The 22,631-nt window shown below is 71.6% G+C and carries 25 protein-coding genes; 23 read left to right on the top strand and 2 right to left on the bottom strand.

What is annotated here, in order from left to right:
* Positions 1-336 precede the first annotated feature (336 nt).
* Positions 337-1,017, top strand: coding sequence for an HNH endonuclease family protein (locus AQJ30_RS15410; RefSeq protein ID WP_067233755.1), 681 nt, complete (start codon positions 337-339; stop codon positions 1,015-1,017).
* A 221-nt stretch (positions 1,018-1,238) separates the two neighbouring features.
* Here AQJ30_RS15410 and AQJ30_RS15405 read toward each other — a convergent pair whose 3' ends face one another.
* Entirely contained in the window at positions 1,239-1,799 is a 561-nt protein-coding gene (locus tag AQJ30_RS15405; protein WP_067233754.1) for a lamin tail domain-containing protein, read from the bottom strand.
* A gap of 653 nt (positions 1,800-2,452) precedes the next feature.
* Entirely contained in the window at positions 2,453-3,451 is a 999-nt protein-coding gene (locus AQJ30_RS15400) for an ATP-dependent DNA ligase (RefSeq protein WP_067233752.1), read from the bottom strand.
* A gap of 227 nt (positions 3,452-3,678) precedes the next feature.
* On the opposite strand from AQJ30_RS15400, the gene AQJ30_RS15395 reads away from it, so the two are divergent.
* The 22 genes from AQJ30_RS15395 to AQJ30_RS15290 all read left to right on the top strand — a co-directional run bounded on the left by AQJ30_RS15395 (position 3,679) and on the right by AQJ30_RS15290 (position 22,223).
* A complete protein-coding gene (locus AQJ30_RS15395; RefSeq protein WP_245726944.1) occupies positions 3,679-4,326 on the top strand; it encodes a hypothetical protein in 648 nt (215 codons plus the stop codon).
* A gap of 207 nt (positions 4,327-4,533) precedes the next feature.
* The gene (locus AQJ30_RS15390; RefSeq protein WP_245726943.1) at positions 4,534-5,223 is read left to right on the top strand and encodes a hypothetical protein; all 690 of its coding nucleotides are present in this window, start codon (positions 4,534-4,536) and stop codon (positions 5,221-5,223) included.
* A complete protein-coding gene (locus AQJ30_RS15385) occupies positions 5,214-5,804 on the top strand; it encodes a hypothetical protein (protein WP_067233747.1) in 591 nt (196 codons plus the stop codon). The genes AQJ30_RS15390 and AQJ30_RS15385 overlap by 10 nt, the downstream gene beginning before the upstream one ends.
* Entirely contained in the window at positions 5,801-6,181 is a 381-nt protein-coding gene (locus AQJ30_RS15380; protein ID WP_067233745.1) for a hypothetical protein, read from the top strand. The genes AQJ30_RS15385 and AQJ30_RS15380 overlap by 4 nt, the downstream gene beginning before the upstream one ends.
* Before the next feature lie 98 nt (positions 6,182-6,279).
* A complete protein-coding gene (locus AQJ30_RS15375; RefSeq protein ID WP_067233743.1) occupies positions 6,280-6,795 on the top strand; it encodes a hypothetical protein in 516 nt (171 codons plus the stop codon).
* A gap of 26 nt (positions 6,796-6,821) precedes the next feature.
* Positions 6,822-7,052 carry a hypothetical protein gene (locus AQJ30_RS15370; protein WP_067233741.1) on the top strand — a complete coding sequence of 77 codons (231 nt, stop codon included), beginning with the start codon at positions 6,822-6,824 and terminating at the stop codon, positions 7,050-7,052.
* Between the two features lie 92 nt (positions 7,053-7,144).
* Positions 7,145-11,350, top strand: a complete 4,206-nt coding sequence (locus AQJ30_RS15365; RefSeq protein ID WP_067233739.1) for a phage tail protein — start codon at positions 7,145-7,147, stop codon at positions 11,348-11,350.
* Between the two features lie 9 nt (positions 11,351-11,359).
* Positions 11,360-12,688, top strand: a complete 1,329-nt coding sequence (locus tag AQJ30_RS15360; RefSeq protein WP_067233738.1) for a hypothetical protein — start codon at positions 11,360-11,362, stop codon at positions 12,686-12,688.
* 2 nt (positions 12,689-12,690) lie between these two features.
* Positions 12,691-13,722, top strand: a complete 1,032-nt coding sequence (locus AQJ30_RS15355) for a hypothetical protein (protein ID WP_067233736.1) — start codon at positions 12,691-12,693, stop codon at positions 13,720-13,722.
* The gene (locus AQJ30_RS39815; protein WP_067233735.1) at positions 13,722-14,198 is read left to right on the top strand and encodes a hypothetical protein; all 477 of its coding nucleotides are present in this window, start codon (positions 13,722-13,724) and stop codon (positions 14,196-14,198) included. The genes AQJ30_RS15355 and AQJ30_RS39815 overlap by 1 nt, the downstream gene beginning before the upstream one ends.
* Positions 14,199-14,324: 126 nt before the next feature.
* Positions 14,325-14,993: a glycine-rich domain-containing protein gene (locus AQJ30_RS15345; protein WP_245726942.1), complete on the top strand. Its 669-nt coding sequence runs from the start codon at positions 14,325-14,327 to the stop codon at positions 14,991-14,993.
* Between the two features lie 12 nt (positions 14,994-15,005).
* Positions 15,006-15,839, top strand: coding sequence for a hypothetical protein (locus tag AQJ30_RS15340; protein WP_159052331.1), 834 nt, complete (start codon positions 15,006-15,008; stop codon positions 15,837-15,839).
* 12 nt (positions 15,840-15,851) lie between these two features.
* Positions 15,852-16,166: a hypothetical protein gene (locus AQJ30_RS15335; RefSeq protein ID WP_067233730.1), complete on the top strand. Its 315-nt coding sequence runs from the start codon at positions 15,852-15,854 to the stop codon at positions 16,164-16,166.
* A 55-nt stretch (positions 16,167-16,221) separates the two neighbouring features.
* A complete protein-coding gene (locus tag AQJ30_RS15330) occupies positions 16,222-16,458 on the top strand; it encodes a hypothetical protein (protein WP_067233728.1) in 237 nt (78 codons plus the stop codon).
* A gap of 26 nt (positions 16,459-16,484) precedes the next feature.
* Positions 16,485-17,423, top strand: a complete 939-nt coding sequence (locus AQJ30_RS15325) for a peptidoglycan recognition protein family protein (protein WP_245726941.1) — start codon at positions 16,485-16,487, stop codon at positions 17,421-17,423.
* A gap of 13 nt (positions 17,424-17,436) precedes the next feature.
* Complete coding sequence (locus AQJ30_RS15320) at positions 17,437-17,736, top strand: hypothetical protein (RefSeq protein WP_245726940.1); 300 nt, start codon at positions 17,437-17,439, stop codon at positions 17,734-17,736.
* A 79-nt stretch (positions 17,737-17,815) separates the two neighbouring features.
* A complete protein-coding gene (locus AQJ30_RS15315) occupies positions 17,816-18,169 on the top strand; it encodes a hypothetical protein (RefSeq protein ID WP_245726939.1) in 354 nt (117 codons plus the stop codon).
* Positions 18,170-18,943: 774 nt separating this feature from the next.
* The gene (locus tag AQJ30_RS15310; RefSeq protein ID WP_159052330.1) at positions 18,944-19,330 is read left to right on the top strand and encodes a hypothetical protein; all 387 of its coding nucleotides are present in this window, start codon (positions 18,944-18,946) and stop codon (positions 19,328-19,330) included.
* Between the two features lie 167 nt (positions 19,331-19,497).
* Complete coding sequence (locus AQJ30_RS15305; protein ID WP_079084063.1) at positions 19,498-20,769, top strand: helix-turn-helix domain-containing protein; 1,272 nt, start codon at positions 19,498-19,500, stop codon at positions 20,767-20,769.
* Positions 20,770-20,873: 104 nt separating this feature from the next.
* Entirely contained in the window at positions 20,874-21,113 is a 240-nt protein-coding gene (locus tag AQJ30_RS15300; RefSeq protein WP_067233722.1) for a hypothetical protein, read from the top strand.
* Entirely contained in the window at positions 21,113-21,673 is a 561-nt protein-coding gene (locus AQJ30_RS15295) for a hypothetical protein (protein ID WP_067233720.1), read from the top strand. The genes AQJ30_RS15300 and AQJ30_RS15295 overlap by 1 nt, the downstream gene beginning before the upstream one ends.
* Positions 21,663-22,223, top strand: a complete 561-nt coding sequence (locus tag AQJ30_RS15290; RefSeq protein WP_067233719.1) for a DUF6415 family natural product biosynthesis protein — start codon at positions 21,663-21,665, stop codon at positions 22,221-22,223. Before AQJ30_RS15295 ends, AQJ30_RS15290 begins: the two co-directional genes overlap by 11 nt.
* The last annotated feature ends 408 nt before the right edge of the window (positions 22,224-22,631 follow it).

The following is a 22,631-nucleotide window of genomic DNA, read 5'->3' as shown; positions in this document are numbered from 1 at the left end:
TCTCTCCACTGGCCCCCCGGTGGCGCGCTCGGCTCTCTACCTCTCCAGTTAAGCAGCAGCTCACGGCGGTTGGCGGCTCGGCCAGCTCTTTGGCATATGCCGTGGCCCAGGATGGTTGCAGACGGTCGGACCGATGTGTGCGGCACCGACAGCCGGCATGTGCCCAGCGGCGTCACCAACCACCATGTCCCACGCCATGCGCTGCACCCCTTTCGCCTTGCCGACCATCGCACTTACCCCTCGATCGGGTAGAGGCGCTGCCGTCTTCGGGCGGGTCGCTGTGCGGGGCAGCTACGAAGATCCCGACCAGTCGGTGATCTCCGGAAGGACACGCTCGTGCTCTTCGCCCGTACCTTCACGGCCGCCGCCGCCCTCGCGGCCGTACTGCTGCCCGCCGCCGCCCACGCCGCCCCGGCCCACGTCCCGCACCGCGATCCCGGCCAGAGCATCACCCTGCCCGTGCGCGAGGCCCTGACGCAGATCCTGGTGGCCGGCGAGGACCGCACCGGCTACGAGCGCTCGGCGTTCAAGCACTGGGTCGACGCGGACCGGGACGGCTGCAGCACCCGCGCCGAGGTCCTCAAGGCGGAGGCCGTCATCTCACCCGAGCAGGGGCCGCGCTGCGCCCTGACCGGTGGCCGGTGGTACTCGCCGTACGACGACCGCTACATCCAGGGCCCGACCGGGCTGGACATTGACCACCTGGTCCCGCTTGCAGAGGCCTGGGACTCTGGCGCCTCCAGGTGGTCGGCCGCCGAACGCGAGGCGTACGCCAACGACTTGGGCGACGACCGCGCACTGATCGCGGTGTCGGCCGCGTCGAACCGGTCGAAGGCAGACCAGGACCCGACCACATGGATGCCCCCGGCCGAGGGCTACCGCTGCCAGTACGCCACCGACTGGATCGCCGACAAACTCCGCTGGCGCCTGTCCGCCGACGAGGCAGAAGCGGCCGCCCTGACGGACATCCTGAGCCGCTGCTCCAACGTGCCGGTCACGGTCACCCTCGCCCGATGAAGTCCAAGGGGCCGCTCGCGGAAGCAGGAGAACCACCCGAAGTCGCCGCACTCGGCGGTCGCCTGGTCGCGGGGACGGCGGCCGGGACCCGGGCCGCCCGAACACCTGACGGGGCGCCGTGCCAGCCGTCGTGACGACGGCGCGCCAGGCCTAAGGGGCCGGACGCGCCGCAGTTTGGTCACCGGGTGCGGGCGGCATGCCGCCTGTACCCGGTTGTGGTGTCAGCGGCGGTTGTCGCCGCGGTTGCCGCGGTCGTCCCAGTCCCCGCGGTTGCCGCGGTCGCCCCGGTCCCCGCGGTTGTCCCGGTCGCCGCGGTCGCGGTCGTAGCCCCAGGAGACCTTGTCGATGAAGCGGCCGTGGTCGTTGCGCAGGGTGGCGGTGTCGGAGCGGTTGTCCCACACGTAGTTGCGGCGGTCCTGGTAGAGGTCGGTGCGGTTGTCGCGGCCGACTCCGGTGTGGATGCGGACGGTGGCGCGGCCGGCCAGGCGGTAGTCGTTGAAGGTGTAGGTGTGGCCGTCCTCGTCCTCGAGGGTCCAGCCGTCGAGGTTGATCCCGTGTCGGGCGGTGTTGGTGACCTCCACCCACTCCCTGTTCAGTGAGCGGTTGGAGCGGTCGTCCGGGCCGGGGGAGTTGTACTGGACGGCCGAGATCTCCACGCGGTGGCGCGGCGCGCGGGAGTGGTCGTCGGCGGACGCCGGCAGCGCGGCCACCGAGATGAGAGCGCCGGCTGCGAGGACGGCAGCGGCGAGACGGCGACCGGTGACGAGAGCGGAAGCGGACAAGAAGTCCCCCTGAAGGGTGCGGGCACCCCCCGGTCAACGGCCGTGACGGCCGCCCGGAGGTGGTGCGGTGTGTGGGTTGCGACCGGTTGGCCGCACACACACTTTGTCCACGTCGGGCAGGAATGAAGGGCAAAACATGAGCACTGTTACTTGCTGCTCATGTTTCAGTAACTCTCAGTTGCATTCTCCATGTATGTCCCGTATGCACGATGTTGACGGTCCGGCAGGTCGGCCTGCTCAGTGCGGGCAAGGCGCTCGTCCCGCGGTCGCCAGTCCGCGCCACCCGGGGAACCTGCCTCGCTATCACCCGAAAGTGAGTAACAGCCTCAAGGCTGCGCACGCGCCCCCGCACCGGGCCTACGCCGCCGGTGCGGGAAGTGTGATGGGTGTGCTCCTCGATGGCCCGGCTCGGGCGATCTCGTCTGAGCCGATGCAGTGGTGCGCGGCAGATGCTGGCCGCGGGCTGGGTTGAGCTCGCTGAGCGCAGTCCGGCCAGTTCTTAGTTCTCACGACCGGCGCCAAAGATGTGTTCGAATACCACGGCGCTGAGAACGCCGTGAGCCCCGGAACCGGGGAGGCCGGGGCTCACTCGCGTATCCGCGGGGGTTCGGATCTTCACGCGTGCCCTGCCCAACGCTCCCTGAGCGCATGGGTTACGGCCCGGCGGAATCGGCCCCGGGCTCACCGAACCGCGGCACCTGCGCCGTGTCGATGTCCGTGCGGATGCGGTGCGGGCGGGCAGGGTGGCGGAACCGTCCCGCAGCGTCCCGGGCGACGTCGACCGCAACCTCCAGCACCACTGCGGGCTCCACCAGGACGACGTCCAGCATGCGCCGTGTTCCCCAGCCCGCCGAGAACGTCCACCCCTCCCACGGGTGCACGTGCGCCGGCCGGACTAGGACGTCGCCCAGGGCCCGCGCGAGATGCGCGGACAGGGTCGTGCTGCGCCCGGTGTACCGCAGGCGCCCCGCAGTGTCGTAGCGGCCAAGCAGCGCCGCCCTGGGCGCCCCCAGCGTGCCGGTGACGGCACCGATGATGGCCTCGGTGGTGATGCGCACCTTGTACTTGCGCCAAGCCCTGGCGCCCCCGGTGTAGGGGTCACTCAGTCGCTTGAAGCAGAGACCCTCCAGCCCAGCCGCCGTCCACTCCAGCCACCCCTGCGCGACGGCCGGATCGGTCGTCGACGGGCACAACGTCAACGGCGGTTCCAGCTGGCGTTCGGCGACCAGGGCCTCCAGCGCCGCGCGTCGCCGCTCGTACGGCCAGCTGGTCAGGTCAGTTCCGTCCGCGTGGACCAGGTCGAAGACCACGTAGTGCGCCGGCCACTGCCGCGCCCCGTGGGCTGAGCCGCTGCCACGCCGCGCGAGGCGCTGCTGGAGCCGCTCGAACGCGAGCCGGCCCTGCTCCCACACCACCAGCTCGCCGTCCAGGCCTGTGTCCGCCGGCAGTTGCGCGAGGGACGCGGCTCGGATCTCGGGGAACGCGGTCGTCATGTCGGTGCCTTGCCTCGAACGAAGCAGCACGCGGCCGCCGGTATGTACGGCGAGCTGGGCCCGGTAGCCGTCCCACTTCGGCTCCGCTGCCCATCCGGCAGGCAGGGCAGGGCTGTCCACGGCGGTGGTGAGCATCGGCTGCGGCAACGACCACGTCATGACGTGATGCCTTCCACCTCAGCCACGAGATGACCTGTACGGAGGCGGCCGCTCACCCGGCAGCCGGGCGACTCGACGATTCGGCTCCTGCAACAAGATGACGCCTTGACGCTGGTCGCAGGCGGATAGACTCACTCACCGCCGGATGGTTTAGGGCCTGGCTCCTTTGAATATGAGGGAGCTGGCCCGTGTCCTGTCCTCTGATCGCCACGGCCGACGTTTTCCGCGTGACCCGCGTCGACCGATGCGGCAACCCCGTCCAGGGGAACGACAACGCGTTCGTCGCCGAGTGCTTCAGCTCGATCGCGTTCAACAACAACGTGGATGACGGCGACGACATCGAGTACAAGGCCGCGAACGGCAAGGTGTGCGGATACCGACGCGGCTGCCCGACCTTCCGCGGATTCGACGTCGAGATCAACTTTTTCGCGGTGTCTCCCGAGCTGATCGAGTTGCTCACCGGCAACCCGGTGTACCTGGACGCGTCCGGCGAGGTCATCGGTACCGACACCTGCTCCCTTCAGTGCAAGACGGGCTTCGCGCTTGAGCTCTGGGCCGAGGTGCTGGGCGAGGACTGCGACGAGGGGTCCACCGGGCAGTGGATCTACTTCGTGCTGCCGTGGATCACCAACGGGTTGCTGGGCGACATGGAGATCGGCGGCGAAGCGGTCACGCTTCAGGTGACCGGCGCAACCCGGGCGGGCGGCAACTGGGGCGCGGGCCCGTACAACGTCACCCGCAACGCCGGCGGGGCGCCGAGTCCGATGCTTACGCCGCTCGGGCCGACCTGCCACCGGCGCATCTTCATCACCGACGTGGCCCCGCCGGTCCCGTCGTGCGACTACGTGCCCGTACCCGTGCCGGCCACGCCCTGACCGCGGGTGGCGCCCTCGGGCCTGGAGGCAGCCGCACCCGCGTGTGCGGCTGCCTCGCCGTGTCACACCGACTTCGGGAGGCGCTGAATGCTCCAGCCAACTCCGTGTGAGCTCTGGCCGTTCGACCCGAGCTGCTGCCTGCTACCCGAGGACACCAGCGAGGAGACGATCACCAGGTGGCGGCGCGTCGCAACGAGCATCTTGTGGATGGCGTCCGGGCGGCGCTGGGGACCGAGCTGCCCGGTGACCGTACGGCCGTGCCGCCGCAGTTGCCTGGACGACTACTCGGGCGCGGTCCGGTGGGGGACCGCCGGCCCGTGGATCCCGTACCTGGGCAGGGACGGGAAGTGGCGGAACGCGCGCGTGTGCAGCTGCGAGACGGACTGCTCGTGCACCGAGCTGTGCGAGGTACGGCTCGACGGGCCCGTGCACGACATCGTGTCCGTGCAGATCGGCGGTGAGACCCTCGACCCGGCCTCATACCGGGTCGACAACGGCGACCTCCTGGTCCGCGCGGACGGCGCCTGCTGGCCGGACTGCCAGGACATGGCCGCGCCGTGCGGGGAGCCGGGCACGTTCTGCGTCACGTACCGGACCGGCCTGCCGCTGGACGAGGCGGCGATCGCCGCGTTCTCGGCGCTGGTGTGCCACCTCGTCAAGGGCTGTGGCGGCGGCTCGTGCGGCTGCAACCTCCAGCGCAACCGCAACCTCTCGCGTGTGAGTAGGCAGGGCGTCGACCTGGAGTTCGAGGACCGGACCGCGATGTACGCGGACATGCGCACCGGGCTGCCGGAGGTCGACCAGTGGCTGGTGCTGGTCAACCCGTACAGGCAGCCGGCCCCGTCGCGGGTGTGGTCGGTGGACTACAAGCAGCCGAGGGTGACGACATGGCCCTGAGCCCGCTTGCGATCGACGACCTTGCCCAGTCCGTGCTCGGCTGTGTGTGTGCGGCCTTGGACCAGGTCGCCGAGGAGGTGCCCGGGCATCCGGGCTGCCCCGACTGTCGGCGCTGCGTCGTCCCGGGCACGGCCGCGTGGGACGGCTGCGAAGACCCCTGCTCTGGGAGCACGGGCGGGCAGCTGTCGGTGAACGTGTCCCGGATCTTCCCCTCGACCGTCAGCGACTTCCCCCGGCAGGACCAGGCGGTGCGCGACGCCCGGAACTGCCAGCCGCCGCCGGTGACCGCGGTCGAGCTGGTCGTCACCGTGCTGCGGTGCGCGCCCGGCCCGACCGAAGACGGTTGCCCGCCCACGTGCGACGAGCTCGCCGACGCCGCCCGCACCCTCCACGTGGACGCCCTCGCCGTCTACAACGCGCTGCTGTGCTGCCTGCCGAAGACGGCGTCCGGGCGGCGTGGCCGTCGGTTCGTCCTCGGCCAGCAGCGCGCCGTCGGCCCGCAGGGCGGCTGCGTCGGCATCGAGCAGACCGTCACCGTTGCCCTGCCCGCGTGCAACCCGTGCCCGGAGGACACCCCGTGAGCGTGGACGTGAGGATCGAGACCGGCCGCATCGCCCGCTTCCTGCGGCTGCGTGGCGGCCGCGTCGAGCGGAAGCTGCGTGAGCGCACCGAGCGCGTCGCACGGATCGCCGCGGCGGAGGCGCCCGGGTCGATGGGCCGCTACGTCGACTGGCACATCGAGACCGGGCCGCGCGGCCTTGAGGGCGTCATCACCTGCGACCACCCCGCGGTGCTCTACGTGGTGCAAGGGACGCGGCCGCACCTGATCCGGCCGCGCCGCCGCGGCGGTGTGCTGCGGTTCGAGGTCGGCGGCGACGTCGTCTACACGCGGCTCGTGCGGCACCCGGGGACGCGGCCGAACAACTTCCTCGCGCGGGCCCTGCGGATGGGCCGCTGAGCCGCTGGTGAGGCCCTGTGCGGGCCGTGCGGGCGACTACCCTTCCTGGTGCGCTGACTGGTTGAGGGCCGGGCGAAGGAGCGGAGAGAGGATCACCCGTGCAGAAGACCATCGCCCTGCATCAGGACCCGCACACCATCAACGTCGGCCCCTACGTGCTGGAGTTCGTCCCCGAGCAGTTCGGCGACGAGTTCGTGGACGCGTACGCGGAGCTGAACGCGGTGCACCAGGCGAAGGGCGTCGACCTCGAGCGCCTCGACGACAGCGACCCGGACGTGCTGCGGCAGACGCTGCGGTCGCTGAGGGTGTTCATCGCCCGGCAGATGCTGCCCGACTCGGCGCGGTCGTTCCTGACCGTGAAGGTCATGAAGGGCGCCGAGACGCTCGGCTCCTTCCAGGACGTCGACGAGGCCCGGGCGCTCGCCGACCAGAACCCCGGCTCGGTGCTCCGCGACGAGGTGCGGCTGCCCACCCGCGCCATCGTGGAGATCCTGGAGACCACGGTGGAGTGGTACGGGGGCGGTAACCGCCCTACTGGGTCGTCTTCCGGCTCTGCGCCCAGGTCGCGGCCTGGTGGGAGTCGTGGGACGGGCATCTCGCGCTCCAGGGCGTAGACCCGCACCAGTGGCCGTTGAAGCGGATGCTGAACGCGGCCGAGGTGCAGCTGTACCAGGGCGCGAAGGACGACTCGGAGCGGGCGCGGATCAAGGCGGAGCTGTACGCGCCGCCGAAGGGCTACCGGCCCCGTCCGGCGGCGCCCGGGCAGCCGGCCCGCCCGAGAGCGGCGGCGATGGGCGTGGGCGACGCGAAGGCGATGCTGGCGGCGTTCGCCGCTGAGGACGCGCAGCTCATGGGCGGACGCGGCCGATAATCTGATGACGTGGTCGCCCCTTCCGGGGGGAGGGGCGAGCACCAGCTGACTGGTTCAGGGCCGGGCAACCAACGCGAGAGCGGGGTTGCCTGGTGGCCGGCGAAGACGAGGACTTCGGGTCAGCTCACATCACCATCGACCTCGATGACACCGGGGTCGTCACCGATGCGCGGGCGCTCGGTGAGCGGATCCAGGCCGCCCTGAACCGGGCGACGCGCGGCATCGCCAACAAGATCAAGAACGATCTGCAGAACGCCCTGCGCGGCGTCAAGGTGCAGATCCAGGTGGACCCGGACCTGCGCCGCTTCGACTCGGCGTTGCTGACCGGCCTCAGCCACATCGACGCCATTGAGATCCCCGTGGTGCCGGACCTGCGCCGGTTCGACTCGATGTTGCTGACCCGCCTCGGCCACATCGACGCCATTGAGATCCCCGTGGTGCCGGACCTGCGCCGGTTCGACTCGGCGCTGCTGACCGGACTGCGCAGCATCGACTCGCTGAACATCCCGGTGGCGCCCGACGTCAGCGACTTCATGGCCCGGCTGCGGGCCGCGCTCGCCGGCGAGGAGATCGCGATCCGTGTCGTCCCCGACTTCGGGGACTTCGACGACCGGGTCCGCGCCCACCGTGCGCCCGACGTCAACGTGACCGCCGACGTCGACACCGGACGGCTGGGGCGGTCCCTGGCCGGGCTGGGCGGGATCGCCGGGCGGGTCGGCTCGCAGCTCGCCGGGCTCCTCAAGCTCGGCGCGGTCGGGATCGCCGCTGCCGGGGCCGCCCAGGGCGTCGGCGCGCTGCTCGCGGCGCTGGCACCGGCCGGCGGAATCATCGCCGCGATCCCCGCCGCGATCGCCGGTGCCGCCGCGGCGATGGGCACGCTCAAGCTGGCCACGCTCGGCGTCGGCGACGCCCTGGAAGCCGCCGTCCAGAGCGACGCGAAGGACTTCACCGAAGCGGTGAAGAACCTCGCCCCCGCGGCGCGGCAGGCCGTCACCGCGGTCCACCAGCTCCAGCCGCAGCTGAAGCGGTTGCAGCAGTCCGTGCAGCAGTCGTTCTTCCGCCAATTCGCGGGCGACGTCACGGCGTCGATCAAGAACCTGCTGCCGCTGCGGACCCAGCTGTCCGGGCTCGCGGGCGAGTTCGGGAAGGCCGCCAGCCAGGGCTTGAAGTTCGCGGCGTCGAAGGAGGCCCTCGCCCCGCTGCGGACGATCATTCAGAGCACGACGCAGGCCGCGTCCGGGTTGCAGGTGGTGGTCCAGCCGCTCGCCAAGGGGTTCTTGGACGTCGCGGCGGCGGTGGCGCAGGCGTTCGGCGGGCAGGTGGGCGGCACGATCGCCCAGCTCGGCGCGCAGCTCGGGACGTTCCTGTCCGGGTTCGCCGCGTCCGGCCGCGCGGTCGAGGTCGTCCGTACGGCGGTCGGGGTGTTCCAGCAGCTCGGCTCGATCGCCGCGAACGTCGGCGCGATCATCGCCAACGTGTTCCGCGCCGCCGACGGCGCGGGCGGCGGGCTGCTGAACAACCTCCAGGAGATCACCGGCTCGTTCCGCGAGTTCGTTGCGTCGGCGGCCGGACAGCAGGCGATCGGGAACCTCTTCGGCACCGTGGCGACGATCGCGGCGCAGCTCGGGCCGAACCTCGGCGCGCTGGTCACGCAGATCGGCGCGATCGCGCCCGCCCTGAGCCCCGTGTTCACCGCCCTGGGGCCCGCCCTGGTCGGCGTGATCGACAGCTTGGGCCCGGCGCTCGCTGCGATCGCGCCGAGCCTGACCACCGTGGCGCAGGCCCTCGCCGCTGGCCTAGCGCAGATCGACCTGGCGCCGCTCGGCGAGTCGATCGCGCAGGTGCTGACCGCGCTGTCGCCGCTGCTGCCGCTCGCCGGGCAGCTCGTCAACGTCCTCGCGCAGGCCCTCGCGCCCGTGCTGTCGACCCTGGCGGCCGCGTTCGGGCCGATCATTGAGGAACTGGTCGGCGCCCTGATGCCCGTCCTGCCGCCGCTGACCAGCGCGTTCGTGCAACTGGCGACCTCGATGGCGCCGATCGCCGCTGGGATCGGTGACGCCCTGGCCGGGGTGATCGCCCGGCTCGCGCCGCTGCTGCCTTCCCTCGCCACCTCGTTCGGACAGCTGGCGCTGGCGCTGGCGCCGATCGCGGAGAGCCTCGGCCAGGCCGTCGTCGACCAGCTGTCCGCGCTGGAGCCGGTCCTGCCGCAGATCGCCGGGGCGGCGACCGAGCTGGTCGCCGCGCTGGTGCCGCTGGTCGGGCAGATCGTCGACGCGCTGCTGCCGGTCCTGCCCGACCTCGTCGGCGTCTTCCTGCAACTCACCACCGCGGTCCTGCCGGTGGTGCCGCCGGTGCTGCAACTGGCGACCGCGCTCGCCCCGCTGGCCGACCTCGTCATCCAACTCGCGGCGCCGCTGCTCCAAATCGGGCTCGGCTTCCAGACGTGGCTGGCCGCGAAGGTCGCCATCCCGATCATCCAGGGCATCGCGACCGCGCTCGGCGGGCTGATCACCGGGCTGACGTCGGTCGTCACGTTCATCACGAACCTGCCGTCCATGATCGTGTCCGGGCTGTCGATGCTGGGCGGGTTGATCTCCACCGCGTTCACGTCGGTCGTCGGGTTCTTCCAGCGGCTCCCCGGGATGATCCTCGCCGCCCTGGCCGCCCTGCCCGGGCTGCTGGCTCAGGCGTTCCACCTGGCGCTGGTGGCGACCGGCATCGCCATCGGCACCGGCATCGGCGCGCTGATCCTGCTGTTCACGCGCGTGCCCGTGATGATCTACAACGGGCTGGCATCGCTGGGCGGGTTCCTGGTGTCGCGGTTCTCGGCGGCGCTCTCCGCCGCGGCGAGCGCCACCTCGAGCGGCGCCTCCACGGTCGCCGCGTTCTTCCAGGCGCTGCCCGGCCGGATCGCCGGGTTCCTGGCAGGGCTGCCCGCCCGGCTCGGCGGGATCTTCCGGTCGGCGGGCTCGTCGATGCTCGGCGCGGCCCGCAGCGCGGGCTCACAGGTCCTCGGCTTCTTCCAGGCGCTGCCCGGGCGGATCGGCAGCGCCATGTCCAGCGCGGGCTCGGTGCTGGCCGGCGTCGGCATGGACCTGGTGCGCGGCCTCATCGGCGGTATCCGGTCGATGGCGGGCGCCGCCGCGGACGCCGCCCGCGACGTCGTCGGCTCGGCGATCAGCGCCGCGAAGAGCGTGTTGAAGATCGGCTCGCCGTCGAAGGTGTTCATCGAGATCGGCAAGTGGACCGGGCAGGGCTTCGTCATCGGCCTGACCGGCACCGTCGACCAGATCAAGCAGACCACCGAGAAGATCGCCAAGCTGATCACGCAGGCCTTCAAGGGGAAGAACACCCGGCTCGACGACCGGCTCCTGGCGGTCATCGCCGACGGCAACAAGCGGCTGGTGACGCTCGCCAACCAGCGCGACGCGCTCGCCAAGCGCATTGCCGACGCCAACAAGTTCGCGACGGACACCGCGGCCTCGGCGCTCCAGTCGTTCAGCCTCCAGAACCTCACGCAGGGCGGCGACATCACCCGCGAGGGCCTCCTTGGCGGGCTTCAGGACGCGGTGTCGCAGGTGAAGAACTTCACCGCGCAGATAGACGCGTTGAAGCGGCGCGGGCTGCGGTCCGACCTGCTGTCGCAGGTCATCGGCCTCGGCCCCGCTCAGGGCGCCGAGCTGGCGTCGGTCCTCGCCTCCCAGTCGTCGACGACGATCGCGGAGATCAACGCGTTGCAGCGACAGCTCGTGACCGCGTCGAACGCGCTCGGCCAGCACGCGGCGGACAGCTTGTTCGACGCGGGCAAGCAGGCCTCGAAGGGCTTCCTGGCCGGGTTGAAGGGCCAGCAGAAGGACATCGAGAAGCTCATGCTGGACATCGCGAAAGCGATGCAGACCAGTATCCGCAAGGCGCTCGGGATCCACTCGCCGTCGACCGTGTTCCGGAAGATCGGCGACCTGACCGGGCTCGGCCTGCACGTCGGGATCGTGGGCCGGTTGAAGGACGTCACCGCAGCGGTGCGGGCGCAGGCGCGCGGCATGGCCGACGCGGTCAGCGGCCAGCTCGCGGCCCTGAACACGGTGGTGCCGGGGCCGGTGGTGCAGCCGACGCTCGGCACCCTCAGCGGCGCGGGCCAGCCCGCCGGCGGGCGCGCGGGCCTGGCCGGCGGGATGACAACGGTCAGCAACGTCGGCGGCGCCACGACGAACTTCAACATCACCGTGCAGGCCGCCAACGACCCGGAGCAGACCGCTCGCGCCGTCATCCGCCAGATCGCCACGGCGAACCTGACCTGAGGAGTTGGAGTGCTGGTCGACTACGTGACGGTGGGCGGCGTGGAGGTCGTCAACCACGCCCGCCTCAGGCAGTACTTGCAGACGGTCGGGTCGCCGCTGGACTCCGGATCGGAGATCTGCTCGTGCGAGGCACTCACCGCGGCGGTCCTCGACCCGGACGGGCTGCCGTACACGACGCCCGACGACCCGGACACGCCGGCGCCGTGGTGGGACCCGGACGCCCCGGAGAGCGACGAGTTCGCCGGGGTACTGCTGCTGAGCGTCGACGGGGTCGACGACTACCCGGTGGAGCGGTCGGTCAGCACCGCCGTCACCGGCGGCGGCGCCATCGGCCCCGCCCGGGTGCAGCCCCGCGCGATGACGTTCACGGCGCTACTGCTCGGCGCGACCTGCTGCGGCGTCGAGTACGGGTACCAGTGGCTCAAGTCGGCGTTGCAGGGCTGCACCGGCTCGCAGTGCGGCGGCGACTGCGTGGAGATGTACGCGTGCTGCCCGGGCGGGACGATGACCCGGGACGAGTTCAACGCCCAGCACCGCCGCTCGTTCCGGCGGGTGGCGCTCACGAAGGGGCCGCGGGTGACGGCCCGCAACGGGGGCGGGAACTGCGCGGGCGGCGCCTGCGAGATGGGCGCCGACATCATCCAGGTGGAGTTCACGCTCACCGCCGCGAGCCCGTTCGCGTACATGGACCAGGTGGAGCTGCTCGATGTGCTGGTGCCCGGCGACCTCGACGGGACGTGCGTCGACTGGTGCATTCATCCGCCGGGCGGCGCCCCCTGCACGGGGTGCCGCCTCGCGAAGTGTGTGGAGGCCGGGGACGGCTGCGCTGATCCGGCGTGCGCGCCCGCCGCGCCGCCGGTCCCATCGGGGCCGGTGACGTGCTTCTGCAACGCGATCGCCGTCAACGACGCCGCGTACGCGCTGGACCTGAGCAGTCGGCCCGGACTGATCGACGACGTGCCGGTCATCGGCGTGTACGCGGGAAGCAGCGACCTGCGCAGGTTGACGATCACCCTGTACGAGCGGACCGCGGTCGACGCCGGCCTGACGTGTGCCGAGGTCGCCGAGAAGCACCGCTGCGAGCCGTACGCGCAGTGGACGGTCGCGTTCCTGGCGGCCGGGTCGGAACTCGTCCTTGACGGGCAGACGGGCCGCGCGGTGGTGTACTGCGGCGGCGTCTGCCAGTCGGCTGGCTCGGTGTTCGGGCGGGACGGGGCGCCGCCGTCCTGGCCGGTCCTCGGCTGCGCGGAGTACTGCCTGCTGCTGGAGAGCGACGGCATCCTGCCGCCCGCGCCGGACGCGCGGGTGCAGTTCGCCGTCGCTGGGAAGGTGCTGTAGCCGTGGCGGGGCTCGGGTGTGCAGCCGAGTACACGGCGTTCATCGCCGACCGGGGCGGGTCGATCCTCGCGCAGGCGGAGACCCTTACCCGGGTGCGGTGGGGGCGCATCCTCAACGACGCGTCGACCGCCGTCGTGACGATCCAGCCCGACATGGACTGCTGCGGGAAGCTCGGGCAGATGCGCGGCATGAGGCACTGGCTGCACGTGTTCCGCAACGAGCAGTACGTGTGGGGCGGGCAGATCATCCAGCCGACGTGGGGGGTCGGCACGGTGACCGTGTCGGCCGCCGACATCGTTTCGGTCCTCAACCGGCGCTCCCCGCACGAGCCTAAGTCGTTCACGGACACCGATTTGACCGACATCGCCGAGTGGCTCATCGAGGACGGCTTCTTCCCGGACGACCCGGGCCACAGCGTGCAGGTCCTCGCGAAGTCGGGGATCCGGGTGTCCCGCTCGTACACGCAGGGCATCGGGCAGTCCGGTGACAAGCTTCGCGATCTCGCCGACACCGGCTTGGATTTCACCGCATACGGGGAGAAGCTGCTGCTCATGCCGGACGACTGGTCAGCGAGCGTCGGCACGATCACGGACGCGGACCTGCCCGATGGGCTGAGCGTCGCCGAGGACGGCACCGCGGTCGTCACGAAGTGGTACGTGTACGGCGAGGAAGGCTCGGGGATCATCGGTGTGGCCGGCGGCGTCGACCCGTACTACGGGCTGATCGAGCGGTCCGTGCAGGACTCCACCATCACCGACCAGGCGTCGGCGGACGCCTCCGCGGCTGCGCGGCTGGCGTCGTCGTTGCAGGTGCCGGTCTACATCGACACCTCGGAGGTCACGCTGTCACCGGACGCCGACGTGGACATCGCCCACCTGGTGCCGGGCTGGTGTGTGGATGTGGCGACCACCGCGACGTGCCGGAACATCGCGCAGCGCATGAAGCTGACCGGCCTGTCGGTGGAGGCCGACGGCGACGGCGAGTCGGTGAAGGTCCAGGTCGGTCCAGTCGGTTCGAACGTGGAGGACGTGTAATGGCGAGCAGGCCGGCGATGCGGCTGATCCCCGACAACCCGCTGGCGGGGGTGCTGCGGGAGACCGAGCGCGCCGCGCGGCAGCCGGGGCCGCGCGGCCGCCAGGGCGAGCGCGGCCCCCGCGGCGAGCAGGGCCCTCAAGGCGTTCAGGGAGTGCCGGGCCCGCCCGGCGAGCCCGGGCCGCCCGGTGCGCCCGGCGGGCCCCCAGCGGCGAGCATCATCAGCACCTCGGCAGACGGCCGCGTCACGTGGGTGTATCAGCAGCCGTTCACGCAGCCGCCGGTGATCGGCGCTCTCGTCGTCGACCCGGACCCCGCCGACGTGCGCGCGGCGTGGGTGACGCTGGAGGCGGTTAGCACCACGCAGGCCACCATGAGGGTGTGGCAGTCCACCACGGTCGCGACGGGCGGGCAGACGGCCGTACCGGCAGGCTCTGGGGTGAAGGTGCATGTGACGGCGGTCGGCACGATCGCCTGACCGGCGTGGCTACCCTGGTGTCGGAGCTGGATGGTTGAGGGCCTGGCTACGGAATCGAGCATGTGAGGTCCCGTGGCGAGATCGTGTGCCGATGGCACGTACTTCCAGCTCACCGACAATGGAGAGTTGTCGATCATCCCTGGCTCGCTCGGCCTGAGGAAGGTCCTCTACTACGACAAGCCGGGCACGTACAGCTTCACGAAGGCGTCCTACCCATGGCTGGCCCGGGTGCGGGTGCAGTGCCAGGGCGGCGGCGGAGGGTCGGCGGGCGCCTTCTCGGATGCGGGTGAGCTGATCGCCCGCCCGGGCGCCCCTGCGGGGGCGTGGGCGCAGTCCCTCATCGAGGTGAGCGCGCTCGGCACGGCGGAAGCCGTCGTCGTCGGCAAGGGCGGGATAGGCGGCCAGGACAACAACGCCGGCGGCCCAGGCGGCACATCAAGCTTCGGCGGGCTGGTGTCCGCAGATGGCGGCGACGGCGGGCCCGCGAACATGCTGTCCGGGACAGCGCTGGAGACCGCGCGCGGCCCGGCCGGCTCATCGTCCGGCACCGGCGACATCATCATCGGCGGCGGGGCCAGCGGCGCCTCGATCCGGCTCAGCGCAGGCCAGTGCGTGTCCGGGCGCGGCGGCGACTCTGTCCTCGGCCGCGGCGGTGAGGAGCGTCGCACGAGCGGGCCCGGGCAGCCGCCGACCGGGTACGGGGCGGGCGCGGGCGGCGCCGTGTCCATCAACGCTTCGCCGCAGACCGGTCAGCCCGGCGGCAGCGGCATCGTCATCGTCGAGCTCTACGGCTGAGGGGGTCGGGTCATGGCGAGGTGCCAGTGCGGCGGAAGCGGCGACTGCCAGTGCGTGGTGCAGGCCGGGGAGAACGCGACGGTGACCGGGACGGGCTCCGCGCTCGCGCCGTTCACGGTGAGCGCGGTGACGAACTGCGACGAGGTCCGCGAGTGCCTGTCGGCCGGTGACGGTATCGCGTACGACCCGGCGACGGGCGAGATAGCCGTCGAGGTGTCCAGCGCTGCGGGCAATAATCTTGCGGTCCGGTCGGACGGCCTGTTCGTGCCGACGGGGTCCGCGACGATCACGGCCGGCCGCGGGCTGGTCGGTAATGGGTCGGCCTCGAACCCGGTCGAGGCCAACACGATGGAGTGGCCGTTCCCGTGCGACGTGGACGCGCAGGCGGGCGGCGTGTACAGCGACGCGAACGGGCGGCTGCGGGGCGACCCGATGCCACGCATGAACTACTACGAGGCCATCTTCAGCCAGACGTACAACAACGTGGCCGTGCCTGCATCGGAGACGGTCGTGGTCGGCTACACACTCGTCCTGCCGAACGTCGACCCGTGCCGTCCGGCGATGGCGATGGTGTGGCAGGAGCTGGACGTCGAGATCAACCTGCCGGCCAACTCGGGCGCTATGTACGGAATCAGCACCGACGACACCTGGTACTCGGCGAACCGAGGCAGCAGCGCGATCACGGCGACGCACACTCAGACCGGGCGAATGCTGCGCGCGGTGATCCCCGCGGGCGACTCGGTCAACTTCCTGCTCAACGTCACCATGGGCCGCGGCTCGGGCGGCGCCACCTACTCGCAGATCCAGTCGTATCAGCGGGCGTGGGTCTTCTCGCTGCCGAACTAAGGAGTCGCCCCCGTGGAGGAGACGAAGCGGTACTACCGCAACCCCGACGGCACCGTGCGGATGCTGGGAGGCGTGAACTTTACGCCGCCGCTGTACGAGGACGAAGGCGTGCAGGAGATCACGAAGGAGGAGTTCGACGGGGCCGTGGCAGCGCACCGCGCGGAGCAGCAACGCCGGGCGCGAGAGCAGGAGGCAGCCGAACAGGCGGAAGCGCACGGCGCCTACGACATGCTGCGGGCCCTCCCTGGGATCACCAACGAGGTGGCGAGCCGCCTCACCGGCTACCACCCGCCCGAAGAGGCCGTGACCCCGGCAGACGAACCGTAAGCTAAGCGTGCCGCATGGTTCAGGGCCTGGCTCGACTCGAAACCCGGAGGGGTTCATGGCGAGCTGCAAGTGCGGCGGTGGCGCCTGCCACTGTGTGGTGACGGATGGTCCCGAGACGGCGGTCGCCGGGGCGGGAACCGCCACCAAGCCGTACGTCGTCGGAGCGAAGGTCTCCTCGACGCCCGGCAACACGCTGACGATCGACGCGGACGGCCCGTTCGTGCCCGCCTCGGCCGCCCCCTACGTGACCGGTGTGCCGGTCGCCGACATGCAGGCCGGGGGCGACGACTGATGGCCTGGTGCCCGTTCGCGACGAAAATGGAGCTTCAGCCGGAGTCCGACGCGCAGCCGGCCATCCGGCCGACGCAGCTCATCGTGCACAGCCTCGCCGCGCCGTGGACCATCGAGCGGATCTACGCATTCTGGCGGGACGGAACGAACCTCGAGTCGCACTTCGGGGTGGGGTACGACGGCCGGATCGGCCAGTACATCGGCACCCAGACGCGGGCGGACGCCAACGCGGCGGCCAACCTCCGCGCGGACGGGTCCGGCGCCCTGTCGGTGGAGACGGCGTCGAACGTGGAAGCGTCGGACCCGTGGACGGCTGCGCAGGTCGAGTCGCTGATCCGGCTCGGCGTGTGGGCGCACCAGCAGCACGGCATCCCGCTGCGGCTGTGCCGGTCGGCGTCCGACCCCGGGTTCGGCTGGCACCGGCAGTTCGACGCGTGGAACCCGAACGCGCACTCGTGCCCGGGCGACGCGCGGATACGGCAGTTCCGAGACGTGATCTTCCCGGAGATCGTGGCGCGCGCCACCGGCAAGACCACGACCACCGAGCCCCAACACCCGCAGGAGAACGACGGCATGACCCTGGGCAAGCTGAACGAAGCCAACCCGCTCGACGTGACGCTCAAGTCGGGGGAGTGGACGCGGCTGGCGTTCGAGGACGCGGTACTGCACTCCGGTCCGCGCCGCCTGGTCGGCCCCACGTACGTCCAGCTCACGTTCGCGGCCGACACCCCGCCGGGGACCCTCGTCACGGGCCGCTTCTACGCCACCGACACCAGCGGCAAGGACGAGTCCGGGTACGGCGACGTCGGCCCGCTGCCGCTCCAGGCGGGCGGCGCCGTGCAGTTCCTCCACAACGTGGACGTCCCCGCGGAGCGTCACCTGCGGTTCATGGTGCGCGCGGTGTCCCCGGACGGGGCGCCCGTCACCCTCACCCATCGGTTCGTCACCGGCGACTACGTCGCCTGATCGGAGGCCCATCGTGGGAACCCTGCTCCCGTCCGTACTGCGTACGGTCGTTCCGCTCGTCGCGGGCTGGGCCATCGTCGCCCTCACCCACCTCGGGTTCACCCTCGACAGCGAGACGGCGCAGGCCGCCGTGACGCTCCTCGTCGCGGGCGCCTACTACCTGCTGTTCCGGCTGCTGGAGCGGGCGGTGGAGAAGTTCGGCGGCCCGCCGTGGATCCAGGGCGCGGCGGGTGCGTTGCTCGGCTACGCCCGCCCGCCCCGCTACCGGCCCACGGACGACGTCGGCGACCTGATCCGGCAAAGCCGCTCGTGAGCGCGCTGTCACCACGGGTGGACGGGTTACCGGCGGTGGTCCGCCGCGCGGCGTCTGGGAACTGAAGGGAGTGCTACCCGTGCCCGATGACCAACTGAGCGTCGGTGAACTCGGGCGCACGGTAGACGCGATGCGCCGCGAGTTCCGCGACGGCATGGCGGGCCTGAACAGCCGCCTTGACAGGCTCGTGTCGGCCGAGGTCTACACGCTGCAGTCGGCTCACACCGACCAGCGCATCGCCGCTCTGTCCCAGGAGTTGCAGAAGGAAATCAGTGCGCGGGAAGCGATCGAGGCCGCGTTCGAGAAGTACCAGCTCGACGAACGTGACCGCCGGGAGAAGGACCGGCAGGCCCGTCTCTACCAGGCCATCGTGCCCGTCCTGATGGGGCTTCTCGCGGCGGCCATCGCGATCTGGGCGGTGGTGGCGAAGTGACCGGCGTGTGCAGGAAGTACCCTCGCGTCCGGCTGCCGCGGGCCGAGTGGCTGGTCGCTCTCACTGCCGTCGTTGTCCTGGTACTGCTCACTTGGCTCGCCGTCCAGGTCGTTTCCTTGTCCAACGAGCTGCGTTCCGCGAACGACGCGCGGGACGCTCTCGCCACGCAGGTGCAGGAGCTAGGAGCGAGTCCGGTCGCCGGCCCGCCGGGCAGCCGCGGGGAACCGGGCGAGAGCGTGATCGGGCCGTCCGGCCCGCAAGGCGACCGCGGTCCGGCGGGCCCCACGGGCCCAGCCGGACCCGTGGGCCCCGTAGGTCCGGTGGGACCGTCGGGGGCACCGGGCGGCGACGGAACTCCCGGCACCGACGGCAACGACGGCAGCGCGGGCGAGCCGGGCCAGGCGGGCGCTGCCGGTCAAGCAGGTCCCGCCGGGCCGCCGGGACCACAGGGAGACGCCGGGCCGCCGGGACCGCCCGGACCGGAGGGCGAGCCGGGCGAGCAGGGCGTAGCGGGCCCGCCGGGGCCCGCCTGCCCTGACGGGTACAGCCCGCAAGTCCCGTCGTACGACCCCGACGCGCTGGTCTGCCGCAGGACAGGCAGTCCGCAGCCCGACCCGCACGACGACAATCAGAGTCTGCGGAGTCTGGCTCTCGACCCGCAGCGACGCCAGTACCTGTAGCCGGCGCGCTGACCCCCCAAACGGGCCCCCGTCCTTCCTCCCCCGCTCCGGAGGAAGGACGGGGGCTCTGCCGCGCTCTGGGATGCTGGCGGGCATGACTTACGAGCCTGACGACGAGGACCAGGAGCTGCGCGAGGTCCTCGCACGGCTGCCGCGCCGCACCCCGGCGGAGGTGCTGGCGGAGATAGAGGCCGCGCGGCGTGCGAGCGCGTCGGCTTGGGCGCCGCCGAGCATCGTGCCGATGCCGGACTTCCCCGAGTTCGGGCTCGTGCGGTACGCGTGCCCGCTGGGCTGCGGCTGGCATCACGACGAGCAGCCGGGCGCCGAGGCGTTCGGGCCGATCCTCCTGCCCGTCGGCGACCGCGCGGACTTGGACGCGGCGCTGACCGCGCACGCCGGCGAGCGCGCGGAGGTGTACCAGGCGCGCGTGGAGGCTGCGGTCGCCGAGCACTGGGCGCAGGCGCACCCGGACGCCGGATGAGTGGACCTGAGCTGTCAGTGCCCGGGGTTACCTTGGACGGGTCATTTTCCGTGTGGCTGGCTGGCTGACCCGGGAAAGCCCTCAGGCCCCTGCCCCCCGTCCCTGGGCCGGGGCCTGCGGTATGCCTGACGCCCTGCCAGAGGCACGCCGACGCCCGTACATTGGCGATGAAGGCTCATCGTGGACGTGAGGGGCACATCGTGGAATTCCCCGAAGACTTGAGCATGGGCGAGCGCATCCGGGCTTTGAGGGAGTCGCGCGGTATGTCCCGCCCGGTCCTGGCCCAGCAGTGCGGTCGCGGCGTCGAGTGGTTGAAGAAGGTTGAGCTCGGCGAGCGGCAGATCGACTCGTACACGTTGCTGTTGCGGCTGGCGGCCGCGCTCCAGGTGCCGGACCTGTCCGTCATCACGGGCGCGGCGAGCGACGTGACGGCGCCGGTGCCGCTCGGCCGGCTCAACCACCCGTCGCTCCCGGCGATCTGGGCGGCGGTCATGACACGGCCGCTGGCCGTGTCGGTGCAGCAGCAGGTGCCGCCCGACGCGGGGCGGCTCCAGGGCCGCGTCGACGAGGCATGGCGGCTGTGGCACACCTCCGAGCACAACCGCACCGAGGTGGGGGCGCTGCTGCCCGGGCTGATCCGCGACGGGGAGGCGGCGACGCGGGCGCTCGACGGGCAGGACCGCCGGCGTGCGCTGGTAGCACTGTCGGACGTGTACCGGCTGACGGGGCAGGCGACGGCGTACGTCGCCCCGGCGGAGCTGGCGTGGGTGGTCGCGGACCGTGCGCTGACGGCCGCGCAGGACGCCGACGACCCGGCGGCGATCGCGGCATCGGCGTGGAACATGGGCAACATTTTGCGGGAGACGTCGTACCCGGAGGACGCGCTGCGGGTCGTGACGGAGGCCTCGGACCTGCTCCGCCCGCACCTGGACACGGCGCCGGACGACTGGCGTGGCGTGTACGGGGCGCTCCAGCTGCACGCGGCGGTGACGCACGCGCGGGAGGGAGCCGAGGGCGACGCCTGGCGGTACTGGGAGCGCGGCAACCAGGTCGCCAAGAGCCTGCCGGTGTCGTACGTGCATCCGTCAACGGTTTTCGGTCGAGCCAACTGCGACTTCCACGCGGTGTCGGTGCACACCGACCTGATGCGGTCGGGGCAGGCGCTCAACATGGCCGACGAGATCGACCCGGAGACCATGCCGTCGGTAGAACGGCAGGCCAGGCTGTGGGTGGAGGTCGCGCGCGGGCATCTCCAGCGCGGGGACCGCACCGCGGCCCTGATGGTCATGAAGATCGCGTGCGAGACGGGCATCGAGACGGTGCAGTACACGCCGTCGGCGCGCGGGGTGGCCGCTGAGCTGTGGCGAAAGGCTCCGCGTGCGCTGCGGCCCGAGGCGCAGCGGCTGGCCGAAACGGTGGGGGTAAGCGCCCCCAGCTAGGGGACGGCGGGGGCAACGGGTACAGCGTGTACCTGTTACTGCCCGGTAGACGTCCTACGGTGACGGCGCTTGCACAGACCGTTCCCGTAACCGGAGGTCACCCCGTGGATACGCCCCCGCCTCGCTGGCACGCCTCGCCCCGCCGCGGCGCCGCGCCGTACAGCGACCGGCAGACCGGAGAGGTCCGCGTCCCGCTGACCTTGTTCGCCGTCGACGAGCCGGTCAGCGACATAGAGCTCGTCATGACGCGCGCTGAGGGCGAGGCGCACCTGGAGCAGGTCCGAGCCGCGCTCGCGGCGGCCACCGAGACTGCCCTCCACGGCCGGCCCCGCGAGGTCGCGTGATGACCGACCTCGACCTGTACGACCCGGACGCCGGCGAGGTGTTAGTGGAGACCGCCCGGGACCGGGCGATCTCCGCGCAGACCTGGCTGCTGGCGGCTGCCGACTCCCGCGACCTGGCGCTGACCGAGTGGCAGACCGCGACGGTCGCGCTGCTGCGGCTCGGCGGCCTGTTCTCCGCCGTGAGGATCCGCCGCGCCGTCGTGCACGCCGCGGTGGAGACCGACGACCCGGAGCTGGTGAGCGGCGTGCTCGCCAACCTGCTGGACGGGCCGGTGTTCGCCGACCAGGCCAACGGCAACTACTACGTGCTCGTGCCGGTCTCGACCGGGCAGCGCGCCGAGTGGCTCGACCGCAGGTTCGAGGGGCACGCCGAGTGTCTGGGCCGCGCCACGTTCCTCGGGGTGCCCCGCACGGACGTGACGGACCCCGAAGTGTCGTTCTGCCACTGGGTGGTGCCGATGCACGGCCCGGGCGACTTGTGCTCGCCGGACAACGTGGCCGTCCTCGTGACCGCCGGGCGGAACAAGCTGCTCAGGGAGACCGCGCTCGATGTCCGGTAGCCGTATCGACGCCGACACGGTCCGCGAGTCCGTCGCGGTCGCCCGGGACTGGCTGTTCGCGCGCGAAAGCGACGACGAGGCCCTGGCCGGCCTGTGCGACGGGCTGCGGCAGCACGTCGAGCAGCTCATGCCCGTCGTCCTGGAGATGGCGCCCTGTATGCGGGGGCTCAAGCGGACGGTGGCGCTGCACGGCCTGACCCGCGGGCACCAGGTCCTGGAGGACCTCGACGACTACAAGAGGACGCGCGTGACCGCCTGGTTGCACGTGCGGGACCTCATGTCGACGTCACAGACGCTGCTCGACCTGTACGAGCGGCCCGGGCCGCTCGGCGAGCCCCTCGAAAGCGACGAGATCGAAGCGGCGATGAGGGCGCGTCAGTGCGGCAGATGCGGGAATCCCATCAGCGAGGGCCAGCAGTGGCGGCGGGCGATCCTGAACAGCCGCTCCGGTCCCGCACTCAACGGCTACGTCCACCGGGACAGCTGCGACGTCCTGGCTGCGGTGAGGCGGGCGCAGTTGCGCCCCGTTCCCGCACCGACCGTCAGCTGACCCGCTGTAGGCGCCCTGCGGTCGGATACCGCGGGGCAGGTGCTCGGCCGGGAATGGTTCGCGTCCATGGGCCGGCCGGGCACCACCTGAGATCCGCCGCCCCGGCAGTCCGGTCCGGGGCGGCGTGCAGGAAAGGGATCATGCGAGTCGAGTGGGTTCGTGGTGCCTGCTGGCGCTGCGACGACGAAGACGTGCCCGTGGCGTGGGTGGGGCCGGTGCAGTGGGAGGGGCAGCACGCCCCGATCTTCTTCTGCGGGCCGTGCCTTGAGGCCTTCAAGGCGAAGACGATCGCCTACTGGATGAGCCGCTGGCCCGCGCCCCGCTCGCTCGCCGATCCCCGCCCAGTCTCCGGTGCGGGGGACGCCCTCGAACGGCTCGTACCCCCTGCGGGCCAGGAGCCCCGCACCG

It is taken from the genome of Streptomyces longwoodensis, assembly GCF_001514125.1.
Classification (GTDB): domain Bacteria; phylum Actinomycetota; class Actinomycetes; order Streptomycetales; family Streptomycetaceae; genus Streptomyces; species Streptomyces longwoodensis.
The sequence above is the reverse complement of the archived record's forward strand: the minus strand, read 5'-3'. Positions and strand labels throughout refer to the sequence as shown.